We start from the raw sequence: 15181 nt of genomic DNA on the forward strand, positions 1-15181 counted from the left end.
GTCGATCAGACGGAATCATGGGGCCGCGGGCCGTCCGCGCCCAGCACCCGGCCCACCGTCGCGCGCAGGGCGTGGCGGCTGCGATACCCCACCGCCGCCGCCACGTGCCCGGCCGGGCGGCCGTCGGCGGCGAGCGCCAGCGCGCGGATCACCCGCGCCCGCGCCCGCCAGTCGCCGAAACTGAGGCCGGTCTCGCGGCGGAAGCCGCGGGTCAGCGTGCGCCGGCTCGCCCCGGCCCGCTCCGCCCAGGCGTCGAGGTCTTCGGCGCAGGCCGGGTCGGCGATCAGCCCGAGGCAGACCCGGCGCAGGCGCGGGTCGCGCGGGAGCGGCAGGGCCAGCGGCGTCTCGGGCGCGTGGCCGACCTCGTCGAGCACCAGGGCGGCGAGATGCCCGCCGCGGCCCGCCTCGTCGTACAGCACCGGCTCCTCGGCCAGCGCCGCCAAAGCCGCGGCCAGCAGCGGCGAGACCGTGATCACCCGGCAGCGTTCCGGGACGGCGGCGAAGGCGTGCGGATCGAGGTAGGCCGAGCACATCGCCACCGCCCCGTGCATCGCCACCGCATGCGGCAGGCGCGGCGGGATCAGCAGCGCGTGCCCCTCCGGCACGACCCAGGTGCCGTCGTCGGCCGACGCCATCATCAGCCCGGCGGTGGCGTAGAGCAGCTGCGCACGCGGGTGGAAGTGCCGGTCGGTCCGACTCGCCGCGGCGAAGGTTTTCGGCATCACCGCGACCGCGCGAGGCACGGTCTGGTAGTCGGCGGCGTCGATCGATCGCAACGGCACGGCGCACCCTCGCAGAATGGCCCGGTAGCGTACATCTGCGGCCCGACGCCGTCCATCGGGTCAGGCTATCGAGCAACGATCCCGAAGGACATGCCGCGATGAGCCCGGAAGACCTCTCCAGCCGCACCCTGCGCTTCGTCAACGTCGCGCACGCCCTCGACCACTTCGTGCTGCTGATCTACCCGACCGCGGTGATCGCCATCGCGAGCCAGACGGGCCTCGGCTACGGCGAGCTGATCGGGCTCGCCACCGGCGCCTTCGTCGCCTTCGGCCTGTGCTCGCTGCCGATGGGCTCGCTCGCCGACCGCTTCGGCCGGCGCAACATGCTCGCCGTGTTCTTCTTCGCCTACGGCCTGTCATGCCTCGGGGTCGCGAGCGCAACGAGCACCACCGCCTTCGCGGTCTGGCTCTGCGTGCTCGGCCTCGCCTCGGCGATCTACCACCCGGTCGGCTCCAGCATGCTCGTGACCCATGCAAGGCGGCTCGGGCGCGACCTCGGCATCAACGGGGTCTGGGGCAATTTCGGCGCGGCGTCGGCCTCAGGGGCGACCGCGCTGCTCGCGACGACGCTGGGCTGGCAGGCCGCCTTCGTGGTGCCGGGCCTCGTGTGCCTCGCCTGCGGCGCGGCCTTCGTCGCGATGGTGCCGGGCGACGGCGACGGCGAGGCGCGCAAGGCCGGCGCGGCGGGCGTCATCCCGGTGACGCGCCCGATGGCCCTGCTGGCGATGTTCGGCGTGGCGATCTTCGCCGGCGGCATCACCTTCAACGTCACCACGATCTCGCTGCCGAAGGTGATCGACGAGGGCGTCGGGCAGGCCCTGTCGCTCACCTCGATCGGCTCGATCGCCACCGCCGTGTTCGTGTTCGGCGCGATGACCCAGCTGCTGATGGGCCGCCTCGTCGACCGCTTCGGCCTGCCGAGCCTGTTCCTCGGCCTCTCGGTGCTGCAGCCGGTCGGCCTCGGGATCGCTGCGGCGACCACGGGTCCGCTGCTGCTGCTCGGACTGGTGCTGGCGATCGCCGCGATCTACGGGCAGGTCGTCATCAACGACGCGATGATCGCCCGCTACGTCCCGGCGCACCAGCGCGCGAAGGCCTACAGCCTGCGCTACTTCGTGGGCTTCACCGCGAGCGGCTTCGTGGTCCCGGTCATCGCCCTCCTGCACGATCGCGGCGGCTTCCCCCTCGTGCTCGGGATGGCGGCGGCCTTCGGCGCGCTGATCTGGGTCGCCGCCTTCGGCTTCTACCGGCTGGTGCGGGGCGACGCGCGGCCGGTCCTCGCCGCCGCCGAGTAGCGGCTGCGGCGCGGCGCGAAACCTGTTACGGCGGAGACCGTGCAAGCCCTCTCCCTCGTCATCCGCCCCGAGACGCCCGACGATCACCACGCGATCGAGCGGCTGCACGCCCGCGCGTTCGGGCCGGGGCGCTACGCGCGCACCGCCTTCCGGCTCCGCGAGGGCGCGACGCATCGGGCCGACCTCAGCGTCACGGCGTCCGTCGGCAGCTTCCTCGTCGGCTCGGTGCGGATGGCGCCGGTGACGGCCGGCGGCGGCGGCTTCCTGGCGCTCGGGCCGCTGGCCGTCGACCCGAGCTTCTCGGGCCGCGGCGTCGGCACGTCGCTGATGCGGGCGAGCCTGACTGCGGCGGCGGAGGCCGGCGAGGGCCTCGTGATCCTCGTCGGCGACGCGCCGTTCTACGCCCGCTTCGGCTTCCGCCCCGTGCCGGCCGGGCAGCTGGTCCTCCCGGGCCCGGTCGACCCGGCCCGCTTCCTCGCCCTGGAACTGAAGCCCGATTTCCTCGCCACCGCGCAGGGGCCGGTCGCGGCGGACCGTAGGAGCTGACAGGCGGGAAGAGCTGACGGGCCGAGCGCGCCGAAGGTCGGCTCAGAGCCGCGCGATGTAGGCGGCGAGGTCGGCGATCTCGTCGTCCTTCAGCGTCTGCGCGACCTCGTTCATCGCCGGATCGTAGCCGGGTCGTGCGTTCGAGCGATACGCCGCGAGCGCCGCCTTGAGATAGTCCTCGCGCTGGCCGCGGATGCGCGGGAGCGCGTCGCGTCCGGCGAGGTCGGCCCCGTGGCAGGAGTTGCACTGGTGCTTGGACACGAGCGCCTGCGCCCGCGCGGCGAGCGCCGGATCGGGCGGCCCGCCCGCGGCGACCGGTGCGGGCAAAGCGGCCAGGGCATCGGCGAAGGCGCGCAGGTCGTCGTCGGTGAGACCGGCGGCCATCTCGTTCATCGGCGCCGCCTCGCGCTGCCGCTCCCGGAACTGGAACAACTGCGTGACGACGTAGTCGGCCTGCTGGCCCCCGAGGGAGGGCACGCCCTCGGTCTCGGAGGTGCCCTGCGCCCCGTGGCAGGCGAGGCAGGGTGCGAGGCGTTCGCCCAACGGAGCGGACGAGGCCGCCCCGAGGAGGAGCGTCGCGAGGGCGAGCGCGGGGGTGAGCGATCGGATCATTTCGCGGCGCTGACCCGGTAGATCGCGCCGTTGTAGTCGTCCGAGACCAGGAGCGCGCCGTCCTGGGCGACCAGCACGTCGACCGGGCGGCCGACATACGTGTTGTCCTGCAGGAAGCCGGTAAGGAACGGCTCGACGGAGGCGACCTTGCCGTCGGGTCCGAGCCGCGCCACCACCACGTCGCCGCCGAGCTTGCGCGTACGGTTCCACGAGCCGTGCCGGGCGATGAACATCGCGTTCTTGTAGTCCGCCGGGAACATCGCGCCGGTGTAGAAGCGCAGGCCGAGCGAGGCGGTGTGCGGGCCGAGCAGGGCCGCCGGCGCCGTGAACTCGGCGCAGGAATGGCCCCAGCCGTATTCCGGGTCGGTGAAGGTGCCCTGGTGGCAGTACGGGAAGCCGAAATGCTGCTTGCCGGGCTCGGTCAGCACGTTCAGCTCGTCGTTCGGGATGTCCTCCGAGACCCAGTCGCGGCCGTTGTCGGTGAACCAGAGCTGCTTCGTCGTGGGGTTCCAGTCGAAGCCGACGGTGTTGCGCACGCCGCGGGCGACCACCTCGACGTTCTTGCCGTCGAGGTCCATCCGCCGGATCTGGGCATGGGTGTCGGGCGGCATCGTGATGTTGCCGGGCGATCCCACCGGCACGTAGAGCTTGTCGTCGGGGCCGATGGCGATGAACTTCCAGCCGTGCGCTTCGTCCTTGGGCAGGTCGTCGTAGACCAGCACCGGCTTCGGCACGTCGTCGAGGCGGGCCTCGATGCCGTCGTAGCGCCAGATCTTCGAGAGCTCGGCCACGAACAGCGACCCTTCGTGGAACGCGAGCCCGTTCGGCCGGTGCAGGCCGGTGGCGATGGTCTTGACCTCGCGCTTCCCGTCCGGCCCGACCTTCGCCGGGATCGCGTAGACCTTGCCGACCGCGCGGGTGCCGACGAACAGCGTCCCGTCCGGGCTCTGGCGCATCGAGCGGGCGTTGGCGAGGCCGCTGGCGTAGACCTCGACCTTGAAGCCCTCGGGCACGATCAGCTTGTCGAGGGGAAGCTTGGCCAGGGCGGTGGCGAGCGGCGGCGCGGCGATCGGCGCAAGCTTGGCGGCGTCCCCGCCCTCGGGCCGGCCGAAGAGCGCCGAGCCCTTGTCGACGGGGGGCGCGGCGGGGACGGGGCTCGCCGGCTGCTGCGCCGCGGCGCCCTGCAGGGCGAGGCAGGTCATCGCCAGGGCGGCGAGGCTTCGGCTCAGGACGGGTGTCACGCGGCGTCTCCCAGGCTGGGCAGGATGCAGGTTCGGCGGATGCAGGTTCGGCGGATGCAGGTTCGGCAGGATGCAAGCTCGGCGGGATGAAGGCGCGCCGCGCCGGCTCCCGTTCGCAATCGCATACGTTATTCACAACATGCGCCGCCAAAGCGAGGGCCGGCGCCGCGACCGGGAAACAGCAGCCCCGCCCCGTCACCCGCCGGCGCGGATACCCTGACGAACGCACCCGCGCGCGGCAGGCCGGCCCGGCGCAATCTTGCCTTTTCGCATCCGATCCCCGAGAAACCGGCTGATCCGGAAGCGTGAGCGCGGCATCGAGCCGGCGCTCGGCGAAACCGGAACGATCGAACCGCGTCGAGGAACCCGTCTCCATGCTCGATTACGCGCAGGCCCGACGCCTGATGGTCGACTGCCAGCTCCGGACCTTCGACGTGAACGACATCACGGTGCTCGACGCGTTCGACGCGGTGCCGCGCGAGGATTTCGTGCCGCCGGGGGCGGAGCCCTTCGCCTACATCGACCAGAATCTGAAGCTCGGCGGCAGCGAGGGCGACGTCCGCTACATGCCGGCCTCGATGCTGCTCGCCCGGATGATCCAGGCGCTGCGCGTCGGCAACGGCACGCGGGTGCTCGATGTCGGCACCGGATACGGCTACGCCGCCGCCCTGATGGCGCGCCTCGGCGGCCGGGTCACGGCGCTCGAAGCCGATCCCGCCCTGGCCGAGGCGGCGCGGGCGCGGCTCGCCGGGACGCAGGTCGAGGTGGCGGAAGGACCGCTCACCGAGGGCCAGCCCAAGGCCGGCCCCTACGACGCGATCCTAATCAACGGCCGCGTCGAGGTCCGCCCGCAGGCGCTCCTCGACCAGCTCAAGGACGAGGGCCGCCTCGTCTGCGTGCTCGGACGCGACAAGTCGGCGAAGGCGACCCTGTTCGTGCGCGCCGGCGATGCCTTCGGCGCCCGCCCGCTGTTCGACGCCGCCTTGCCGGGCCTCGCGGCGTTCCGCGAAGAGGCCGGCTTCGCGTTCTGAGCGGCGCGTCGGTGCACCCCGGTCGCGCGCCGGGGGTGTCGCTTTTATGCGCCACGTCGGAACGATTTGGGGGCGGGCCGCCCGTTGGCCTGGGCCAGGTCTTAACGAATAGGCTAAGGTTCGCCCCAGGGCGGGCGTGACCGGGCCGGCGTGCAAGCGCGGCATCCGTCGCAAGACGGACGAGATGGTCTTCGAGAAACCGCAAGGGCTGATCGACGTGACACAACGCAAACCTGCGACGCGCCCCGCGCTTCGGCTGGCCGGCTTCGCCGTCGCAGCCGGGCTGGCGGCTGGTCCAGCGGCGTCCGAGACGCTCGAATCGGCGCTCGCGAAGGCCTATGGCGGCAACCCGCAGCTCAATTCCAGCCGCGCGAACGTCCGCGCCACCGACGAAGGCGTCGCGATTGCGAAGTCCGGCTACCGGCCGACCGCGAGCATCAGCGCCGACATCGGCCAGCAGTACCTCGAAGGCCGGGTCTCGGGCCAGACGCTCGCTCAGACCACGACGCCAGGTGGCGCCGGGCTCACGGTCAACCAGACGCTGTTCAACGGGTTCCAGACCGACAACAACACCCGCCGCGCCGAGTCGAACGTCTACAGCCAGCGCGAGAGCCTGCGCTCCACCGAGATGACGGTGCTGTACAGCGGCGTCACCTCCTACATGAACGTGCTCAGCAACACCGCGACCCTGGAGCTGAACCGCAACAACGTCGAGGTGCTCGAGGAGCAGCTCCGCCAGACCCGCGACCGCTTCAACGTCGGCGAGGTGACCCGAACCGACGTCGCCCAGGCCGAGGCGCGCCTCGCCGGCGCCCGCTCGCAGGTCAGCGTCGCGGAATCGAACCTGCGCACCAGCATCGGCACCTATCGCCAGAACATCGGCGTCGAGCCGCGTCAGCTCGCCCCCGGCCGCCCCCTCGACCGCTACGTCCCGGCCAGCCTGGATGCGGCGATCGCCATCGGCCTGCAGGAGCACCCGCAGATCCTGTCGGCGCTGCATGCGGTCGACGCGGCCGAGGCGCAGGTCAAGGTCCTCGAAGGCGCCCTCTACCCGACGGTCGGCCTGCAGGGCAGCGTCCAGCAGCGCTACGACCAGACTTTCCCCGGCGACAACTTCTTGTCCGCGTCGATCGTCGGCCGCGTGACGATCCCGCTCTACCAGGGCGGACAGGAATACGCGCAGATCCGCCAGCAGAAGGAGGTCGTCGGCCAGACCCGCATCCAGGCCGACCTCGTCCGCGACCAGGTCCGCGCCCAGGTTGTGGACTTCTGGGGCCGCCTGGAGGCGGCCAAGGCTCAGGTGATCGCGGCCCAGGCCCAGGTTCAGGCCAACGAGGTCGCCCTCAACGGCGTGCGCGAGGAGGCCCGCGTCGGGCAGCGCACGACCCTCGACGTGTTGAACGCGCAGCAGGAACTGCTCAACGCCCGGGTGAACCTCATCACCGCCCAGCGCGACCGGGTGATCTACTCGTACGGCGTGGTCCAGGCGATCGGCCGCCTGACGGTGCGCTACACCGCGGTGCCGGTGGCCGCCTACAGCGCCAAGGTCCATTACGACCAGGTCAAGGACCTCTGGTACGGCGTGCGCTCGCCGGACGGCCGCTGAGGCGACGCGAACCGCGCGGGTTCCCCTGCGGGGAGCCCGGCAGGCCCGGCCGACCGGAATGCGGCGACCGGGACGTGATTTCCCGAGGACTGTGCTTCCGCTGCGCTTGTCGTGCGAGCGCAGCGTGGAATACTCCATCGGATAGGTGTTTTCCGTTCCTCTCACGTTTTCGAGCGCCGTCCGGATGAGTGCAGCGAGCCCCAAGATCCAGGACAAGGCGACGGAGAAGGCGCACGAGCCTTCCATGGAGGAGATCCTGGCCTCGATCCGCCGGATCATCGCCGACGACCAGGCCGTGAAGCCGCCGGAGCCGGCCGCCGTCCGGCCGCCCACGCACGAGAACGACGACGTGCTCGACCTCGCCGACATGGACGAGCCGGCACCACCGCCGCGCCCGGCCGCGAAGCCCGCTCCGCTCGAGCTCGAGGCCTTGGACTTCGACGCGATCGACTTCGACGCGCTGGAGGTGGAACCCGAGCCCGAGCCGGCCCCCGCGCCGCGTGCAGCCGCGCCCCAGCCCGCACGCCGCCCGGAGCCTGCATATGAACCCGAACCTGAGGCGGAGACCGCGCCGCTGATCTCCTCGGCGGCCGGCGCCAGCGTGAACCAGGCCTTCAACCTGCTCGCCAACACCGTGTCGAGCCAGAACGCGCGCAGCCTGGAGGACCTCGTCCAGGACATGCTGAAGCCGATGCTCAAGGCTTGGCTCGACGACAACCTGCCGGTGATGGTCGAGCGGCTGGTGCGCGTCGAGATCGAGCGGGTCGCCCGCGGCCGTTGACGGCACCTCCGTTACGGGCCGTGTTGACGGGAGGCCCGTGACGGGTTGAAAGCGGGCTCGAAATTCCGAGACGGACCCGCGATCACCCGCCCATGATGGACAAGACCTTCGACCCGGCCGGCGCCGAGGCGCGCGCGAGCGCCGCGTGGACGGACGCCGACGCCTTCCGCGCCGGGCGCCCGGACCGGGCCGGCGCCGAGCCCTACTGCATCGTCATCCCGCCGCCGAACGTGACGGGCTCGCTGCATATCGGCCACGCGCTGAACAACACCCTGCAGGACATCCTCGCCCGCTTCGAGCGGATGCGCGGCCGCGACGTGCTGTGGCAGCCGGGCATGGACCATGCCGGCATCGCCACGCAGATGGTGGTCGAGCGCCGGATGGCGGAGGCGCAGGAGCCCGGCCGCCGCGAGATCGGCCGCGCGGCCTTCCTCGACAAGGTCTGGGCCTGGAAGGCGGAATCGGGCGGCGCCATCGTCTCGCAGCTCAAGCGGCTCGGCGCCTCCTGCGACTGGTCGCGCGAGCGCTTCACCATGGGCGAGCGCGGGGCGCCGGACGAGCAGATGGTCCGCGCAGTCACGAAGGTCTTCGTCGACCTGCATGCCCAGGGGCTGATCTACCGCGACAAGCGCCTCGTGAACTGGGACCCGAAGTTCCAGACCGCGATCTCGGACCTCGAGGTCCAGCAGGTCGAGGTGAAGGGCCACCTCTGGCACTTCGACTATCCGGTGGTGGACGAGGCCGGCGCCGAGACCGGGGCGATCATCACCGTCGCGACGACGCGCCCCGAGACGATGCTCGGCGACACGGCGGTGGCGGTCCACCCGGAGGACGAGCGCTACACCGCGCTCGTCGGCAGCTACGTGCGCCTGCCGCTGGTCGGCCGCCTGATCCCGATCGTCGCCGACGACTACTCGGACCCGGAGAAGGGCACCGGCGCGGTCAAGATCACGCCCGCGCACGACTTCAACGACTTCGAGGTCGGCCGCCGCCACGGCTGCCGCCCGATCAACATCCTGGACAGCGAGGCGCGGATCGCGCTCGACGGCAACGCCGACTTCCTGGCCGACGCGAACCCGGATGCGGAGGCGCTGGCCCTCCACGGCCTCGACCGGTTCGCGGCCCGCAAGGCCGTGGTCGCGCTGATGGAAGCGGCAGGGCGCCTTCGGGAGATCGAGGCCAACACCCATGCCGTCCCACACGGCGACCGCTCGGGGGTGGTGATCGAGCCCTACCTCACCGACCAGTGGTACGTGAACGTGAAGCCGCTGGCCGAGCGCGCGCTGCAGGCGGTGCGCGACGGGCGCACCCGCTTCGTGCCGGAGAATTCGGAGAAGACGTTCTTCCAGTGGCTCGAGAACATCGAGCCGTGGTGCATCTCGCGCCAGCTCTGGTGGGGGCACCAGATCCCGGTCTGGTACGATGCGGATGGCGGCGTCTACGTCGCCGGCACCGAGGCCGAGGCGCAGGCACAGGCCGCGGAGAAGCAGGGCCGCGCGGTCGATCTCGTCCGCGACGAGGACGTCCTCGACACCTGGTTCTCCTCCGCCCTGTGGCCGTTCTCGACGCTCGGCTGGCCGGAGAAGACCGCGGAACTCGCGCGCTACTACCCGACCAACACGCTCGTCACCGGCAAGGACATCCTGTTCTTCTGGGTCGCGCGGATGATGATGCTCGGCCTGCACGTCACCGACGACGTGCCGTTCGACACGGTCTACCTGCACACGCTGGTGCGCGACGCCTCCGGTGCCAAGATGTCGAAGTCGAAGGGTAACGTCGTCGATCCGCTCGGGCTGATCGACCAGTACGGCGCCGACGCCTTGCGGTTCACCCTGACGGCGCTCGCCGCGCAGGGGCGGGACATCAAGCTCAGCCCGGCCCGCGTCGAGGGCTACCGCAACTTCGCGACCAAGCTCTGGAACGCCGCGCGCTTCGCCGAGATGAACGGCTGCGCCCTCGATCCCGCCTTCAACCCGAAAGCGGTGCGGGAGCCGCTGAACCGCTGGGCGCTCGGCGAGGCGGCGCGCGCGGTCGCCGAGGTCACGGCAGCCCTGGAGGCCTACCGCTTCAACGACGCGGCGGCCGCGGCCTACCGCTTCGTCTGGAACATTTTCTGCGACTGGACGATCGAACTCGCCAAGCCCGTGCTTCAGGGCGAGGGCGTCGAGGCCGGGCTGAAGGCGGAGACGCAAGCCACCATCGCCTTCATCATCGACCAGATCGCCAAGCTCCTGCATCCGTTCATGCCGTTCCTCACCGAGGAGCTGTGGGCGATCAAGGGCGAGGCGATCGCCAACCGCGGCCTGCTCACGCTCCAGTCCTGGCCCGACCTGTCGGGGCTGGCGGATGCCGAGGCCGAGGCCGAGATCGGCTTCGTCGTCGACCTCGTCTCCGAGGTGCGCTCGGCCCGCTCCGAGACCGGGGTGCCCGCGGGCGCCCAGGTCCCGCTGGTGATCGTCGGCGCCGACGCAGGCGTGCGGGCGCGCGTCGGCGCCTGGCACGACACGCTGGCGCGGCTCGCCCGCCTGTCCGAGATCGGCTTCGCCGACGCCGCCCCGCGGAACGCGGTGCAGCTCCTCGTGCGCGGCAGCGTGGCGGCACTGCCGCTGGAAGGGATCGTCGACCTCGGCGCCGAGGTGGCGCGCCTGAAGAAGGAGGCCGCCAAGGCCGAGGGCGAGATCCGGAAGCTCGACGGCAAGCTCGGCAACGCCGACTTCGTGGCGCGCGCCCCCGAAGAGGTCATCGAGGAGAGCCGCGAGCGGCGCGAGGCCGAGGCCGAGCGGCTGGCCAAGCTCCAGGAGGCGCTGGCGCGGTTGAGCGACCAAGCCGCTTGATCCTGCGCCGGCTGGCGAAGGGGCTCGCCGGCGCCGTCGGATCGCTCGTCGCCCTGCTCGTCCTCGCCGTGATCCTCACGGCGCGGCCGGGCGACCGAGCGCTGTATCCGCCAAAGGCGGCGGCGCAGGTGATTTACGTGGTCAGCCACGGTTGGCACAGCGGCGTCGCGCTGCCGACCGCGGCGCTGACCGGGCCCGGCGCCGGCCCGGCCTTGCGCGACATCGCCGTGCGGTTCCGCGCCTATCCCACCCTCGAATTCGGCTGGGGCGAGGCCCGGTTCTACGCCGCGACGCCGACGCTCGCGCAGTTCGATTGGCGGCTGGCGCTCGATGCGCTTTTCACGCCCGGCGGCAGCGACGGGGTGATCCAGGTGGTCGGCCTCGATGCGGACCCGCGCATCAGCTTTCCCCGCGCCGACATCCTGGCGGTGCCGGTCTCGGCCGCCGGCCTGGAGCGGCTCGTCGCGCGGCTCGAGGCGAGCTTCGCCCGCGTCGACGGCCATCCGGTCGACGTCGGCCCCGGCCTCTACGGGCCGAGCCTGTTCTACAGGGGCGCGGGCCGCTTCTCCTGGACGAACGTCTGCAACCACTGGACCGCCGGGCTCGTCAACGCCGCCGGGCTGCCGGTGGCGCCGGTGATCGCGACGCTGCCGGGCGGGCTCATCCTCGACCTCGAATGGCGCTCCGGGGCGACGGCGGTTCCGTGATGCCGGCGGCCGCCGAGGGTGGACCGGCGAACCTGTCGAAACGGTAATGCGCCGGTCACGGGCGGGTGAGGCGCCGGTCTCTAGAACGAACGCATCGCCCGCTGACGCCGGCGGCGCAGACGATTTCTCCTGGAGACCTATCGCATGTCCGTTCCCCAGACCCGCACCTCCGCCCGATACAGCCGCCGGGCCCTGGCCTCGGTCGCGACCGCCGCCCTCATCGCCGGCGGCGCCGTCGGCAGCGGCTACCTGCCCGCCGCCACCCCGGCCTTCGCCCAGGCGCTGCCGCAGACGCCGATCGCCGCGCCGGAGCACCCGCCGGGCTCGTTCGCCAACATCGTCGACAAGGTGAAGCCGGGCGTCGTGTCGGTGAAGGTGAAGCTCGACGACGCCGTCTCCAGCGACGACGAGGAAGGCCCGGGCAACCAGCAGGGCCAGAACCTGCAGAACGTCCCGCCGCAGCTGCGCGAGTTCTTCAAGCGCTTCGGCCAGAACGGCCAGAACGGCGGCCTGCCCGGCATGCAGCCGCAGCGCCAGGGCCCGCGCGGGGCGGTCGGCTCCGGCTTCATCATCTCGGCCGACGGGTACGTCGTCACCAACAATCACGTCGTCGACCACGCCAAGACCGTGCAGGTGACCCTCGACGACGGCCGGACGCTCGACGCCAAGGTGATCGGCAAGGATTCCAAGACCGACATCGCGCTCCTGAAGATCAAGGATTCCGGCAGCTACCCCTACGTCCAGTTCGGCAAGGCGGCCCCGCGGGTCGGCGATTGGGTGGTGGCGATCGGCAACCCGTTCGGCCTCGGCGGCACGGTGACCGCGGGCATAGTCTCGGCCCGCGGCCGTGACATCGGCGCCGGCCCCTACGACGACTTCCTGCAGATCGACGCGCCGATCAACAAGGGCAATTCCGGCGGCCCGACCTTCAACGTCAACGGCGAGGTCGTGGGCGTGAACACCGCCATCGCCTCGCCGTCGGGCGGCAGCGTCGGCCTCGCCTTCGCCATCCCGTCCGAGACCGTGCAGGCGGTGGTCGACCAGCTCAAGACCGACGGCAAGGTCGCCCGCGGCTATCTCGGCGTGCAGGTCCAGCCGGTGACGCAGGACATCGCCGAGGGTCTCGGCATGGCCAAGCCGAAGGGCGCCCTGATCGACCACGCCGAGGACGGGACCCCTGCGGCCAAGGCCGGCCTCAAGTCCGGCGACGTGATCGAGTCGGTCAACGGCAACCCGATCAACGACGCGAAGGAGCTGTCCCGCAAGATCGCCGGCCTGAAGCCCGGCGCGAAGGTCGAGATCGCCTACCTGCGCGGCGGCAAGTCGGACAACGCGACGATCACGCTCGGCGCGCTCCCGACCGACGGGTCGAAGGTGGCCTCGTTGGACACCGGGATGTCCGGCGGCCAGCCGCGGCTCGGCCTCGGCTTGGCGCCGGCCTCCGAGGTCGGCCTGTCCGACAGCGGCGTCGCGGTGGTGCAGGTCGACCCGGACGGGCCGGCGGCCGCCAAGGGCATCGAGCAGGGCGACGTCATCCTCGACGTCGCGGGCAAGAGCGTGACGCGCCCCTCCGACGTCGCCGAGCAGATCCGCACGGCCGAGGCGAGCGGACGCAAGGCGGTGCTGATGCGGGTGAAGAGCAGCAAGGGCGTGACCCGCTTCGTGGCGATCTCGCTCACCAAGAACGACGGCTGATCAGCCCTCGGTAGGTCCTGACGACAGGACGACGCAGGCATCGGCACACCGCCGGTGCCTGCGTCGTCGCCGTTTCCACGTCGTCACGAGAGACATCTCGGCTCGCCCGCCCCGGCGGCGCGCGATATGCTTGGTTCCTCGCCTGCGCACGAGCGCCGGGACCAGCACCGGATTGTCGCGAGATGGCCGATTTCCGGAGCCTCGAGGTCTTCTACTGGGTCGCGACGCTGTCCAGCTTCCGCCGGGCGAGCGAGCAGGTGAACACGACCCAGCCCGCCGTGTCGCAGCGCATCGCCGCGCTGGAGCACGAATACGGCACGCTGTTCGAGCGCCGCAGCCGCGACGTCGCGCTGACGGAGCGCGGGCGGGTGCTGTTCGGGTTCGCCGAGCGGTTCCTGTCGCTCCAGGCGGAGATGGGGGCGGCCCTGGCGGAAACCGACCGCACGATGGGGACGCTGCGGCTCGGCGTCTCCGAAACGATCGTCCACCTCTGGCTGTCGCGGTTCATCGAGCGGATGCGGGCGGCCCTGCCGGGGATCAGCGTCGACATCGCCGTCGACATCTCGCCGAACATGCAGGCGGCGCTCGCCGCCAACGAGATCGACCTCGCCTTCCTCGTCGGGCCGATCACCCTGCCGAGCCTCGCCAACCGGCCGCTCTTCAGCATCCCGGTCGCCTGGATCGCCGCACCGGGGCTGGTGCCGGAGGATGGGGCCCTGAGCCTCGGGGCGCTGATCCGCCATCCCCTGATCACCTACCCCCGGAACACCGGCCCCTACGTCGAGCTGCGCGACCTCGTGCTTCGGGCGAACCTGCTGCCCAGCCAGATCCACACCAGCGCGTCGCTGGCGACGATCGTGAAGATGGGGATCGAGCGGCTGGGGATCTGCGTGATTCCGCCGGCCGTCGTCCGGGACGAGCTGGCGGCCGGGGCGCTGCGGATCCTGCCCGCCGAGCAATCCCTTTCGGACCTGAACTTCACCGCCACCTTCGCCAAGCGCCCCGACGCGCACTTCGTCGCCGACGCCGCGCGCATCGCGCAGGAGGTCGCCGCGGATTGGGCCGCGGGCCGACAAGCGGATCGGGCCGCGGGCCGATAAGGCGAGGTTATCGCGCCTCATTCGCAATGACGATTGGCGCGGAAAGAAGCGCGGTGCGAACCTGCCTATCGAGACGGCACAGGCCCGATCGGGTCGAGGCCCGCGCCCCCGGGGCGTCGAGACCAGGAGGCGTGCGGTGACCCTGCATTTCCACCCTTCCCCCGCCGCCTATGCGGATGCGCGCGCGGCCCGGCGCGCCATCCGAAACGGGGAATGGCGCGGGCACACGTCCGGCCTCGCTCCGGCCCACGTCCAGGGCAACCTGATGATCCTGCCGCAGGCGCTGGCGCAGGACTTCCAGACCTTCTGCCAGCAGAACCCGAAGCCCTGCCCGGTGCTCGGCGTCTCCCGGCCCGGCGCCCGCGACCTCCCCGCGCTCGGCGCCGACCTGGACCTCGCTACCGACGTGCCGGGCTACGTCGTCTACGAGCACGGCGAGAAGGTCGCCGAGGTGGGCGACCTGCCGCCCCTGTGGCGCGACGACTTCGTGACCTTCGTCCTCGGGTGCTCGTTCTCGTTCGAGTCGGCGCTGATCGAAGCCGGCATCCCCCTTCGCCACGTCGCGCAAGGGCGCAACGTCGCGATGTACAAGACGTCGATCCCGACCCAGCCCGCCGGCCCGTTCCACGGACCGCTCGTGGTCTCGATGCGGCCGATGCGGGCGGCCGACGCGATCAAGGCGGTGCAGGTGACGGCGCGGGTGCCCGCCGTGCACGGCGCCCCCGTCCACCTCGGCGATCCGAGCCTGATCGGCATCGCCGACATCGCCAAGCCAGATTTCGGCGACGCGATCGACATCGCGCCCGACGAGATCCCGGTCTTCTGGGCCTGCGGGGTGACGCCCCAGGCGGTGGCGATGGCCGCGCGCCTGCCGCTTTGCATCACCCACGCCCCCGGCCTGATGCTGATCACCGACCTTTTGAACCGGGACCTGCCGTACCGCTGAGGCCA

Annotated in this window: 13 protein-coding genes; 10 read left to right on the forward strand and 3 right to left on the reverse strand. The window is 71.6% G+C overall.

Translation table 11 applies throughout. The features are described from left to right. Positions 1-5 precede the first annotated feature (5 nt). Entirely contained in the window at positions 6-782 is a 777-nt protein-coding gene (locus tag FV234_RS08370) for a helix-turn-helix transcriptional regulator (RefSeq protein ID WP_246686139.1), read from the reverse strand. Between the two features lie 98 nt (positions 783-880). On the opposite strand from FV234_RS08370, the gene FV234_RS08375 reads away from it, so the two are divergent. Both FV234_RS08375 and FV234_RS08380 read left to right on the forward strand, forming a co-directional pair. Continuing rightward, positions 881-2077 carry an MFS transporter gene (locus tag FV234_RS08375; protein ID WP_147828704.1) on the forward strand — a complete coding sequence of 399 codons (1197 nt, stop codon included), beginning with the start codon at positions 881-883 and terminating at the stop codon, positions 2075-2077. Between the two features lie 39 nt (positions 2078-2116). Next, a complete protein-coding gene (locus FV234_RS08380; RefSeq protein WP_147828705.1) occupies positions 2117-2623 on the forward strand; it encodes an N-acetyltransferase in 507 nt (168 codons plus the stop codon). 42 nt (positions 2624-2665) lie between these two features. Here the strand turns inward: FV234_RS08380 and FV234_RS08385 are convergent, their stop codons facing one another. Together FV234_RS08385 and FV234_RS08390 are read right to left on the reverse strand one after the other, a co-directional pair. After that, on the reverse strand, positions 2666-3235 hold the full coding sequence (locus FV234_RS08385; protein ID WP_147828706.1) for a c-type cytochrome: 570 nt from the start codon (positions 3233-3235) through the stop codon (positions 2666-2668). After that, on the reverse strand, positions 3232-4437 hold the full coding sequence (locus FV234_RS08390) for a sorbosone dehydrogenase family protein (RefSeq protein ID WP_147828745.1): 1206 nt from the start codon (positions 4435-4437) through the stop codon (positions 3232-3234). Before FV234_RS08390 ends, FV234_RS08385 begins: the two co-directional genes overlap by 4 nt. Positions 4438-4850: 413 nt before the next feature. Between FV234_RS08390 and FV234_RS08395 the strand changes: the two genes are divergently transcribed. From FV234_RS08395 to FV234_RS08430, 8 genes are all read left to right on the forward strand, one after another. Further along, positions 4851-5507, forward strand: a complete 657-nt coding sequence (locus FV234_RS08395; protein ID WP_147752306.1) for a protein-L-isoaspartate O-methyltransferase — start codon at positions 4851-4853, stop codon at positions 5505-5507. A 184-nt stretch (positions 5508-5691) separates the two neighbouring features. Continuing rightward, on the forward strand, positions 5692-7113 hold the full coding sequence (locus tag FV234_RS08400; protein WP_147828707.1) for a TolC family outer membrane protein: 1422 nt from the start codon (positions 5692-5694) through the stop codon (positions 7111-7113). 184 nt (positions 7114-7297) lie between these two features. Continuing rightward, complete coding sequence (locus tag FV234_RS08405; RefSeq protein ID WP_187273619.1) at positions 7298-7894, forward strand: DUF2497 domain-containing protein; 597 nt, start codon at positions 7298-7300, stop codon at positions 7892-7894. A 92-nt stretch (positions 7895-7986) separates the two neighbouring features. Then, positions 7987-10728: a valine--tRNA ligase gene (locus tag FV234_RS08410; RefSeq protein ID WP_147828708.1), complete on the forward strand. Its 2742-nt coding sequence runs from the start codon at positions 7987-7989 to the stop codon at positions 10726-10728. Continuing rightward, on the forward strand, positions 10725-11435 hold the full coding sequence (locus FV234_RS08415; protein WP_147828709.1) for a DUF2459 domain-containing protein: 711 nt from the start codon (positions 10725-10727) through the stop codon (positions 11433-11435). Before FV234_RS08410 ends, FV234_RS08415 begins: the two co-directional genes overlap by 4 nt. 144 nt (positions 11436-11579) lie before the next feature. Continuing rightward, complete coding sequence (locus FV234_RS08420; protein ID WP_147828710.1) at positions 11580-13130, forward strand: trypsin-like peptidase domain-containing protein; 1551 nt, start codon at positions 11580-11582, stop codon at positions 13128-13130. Positions 13131-13312: 182 nt separating this feature from the next. Continuing rightward, the gene (locus tag FV234_RS08425; protein ID WP_147828711.1) at positions 13313-14230 is read left to right on the forward strand and encodes a LysR family transcriptional regulator; all 918 of its coding nucleotides are present in this window, start codon (positions 13313-13315) and stop codon (positions 14228-14230) included. Positions 14231-14366: 136 nt separating this feature from the next. Then, positions 14367-15176, forward strand: coding sequence for a putative hydro-lyase (locus tag FV234_RS08430; RefSeq protein ID WP_147828712.1), 810 nt, complete (start codon positions 14367-14369; stop codon positions 15174-15176). The last annotated feature ends 5 nt before the right edge of the window (positions 15177-15181 follow it).

Origin of the sequence: Methylobacterium sp. WL8, assembly GCF_008040045.1 — a bacterium.
GTDB lineage: Bacteria > Pseudomonadota > Alphaproteobacteria > Rhizobiales > Beijerinckiaceae > Methylobacterium > Methylobacterium cerastii.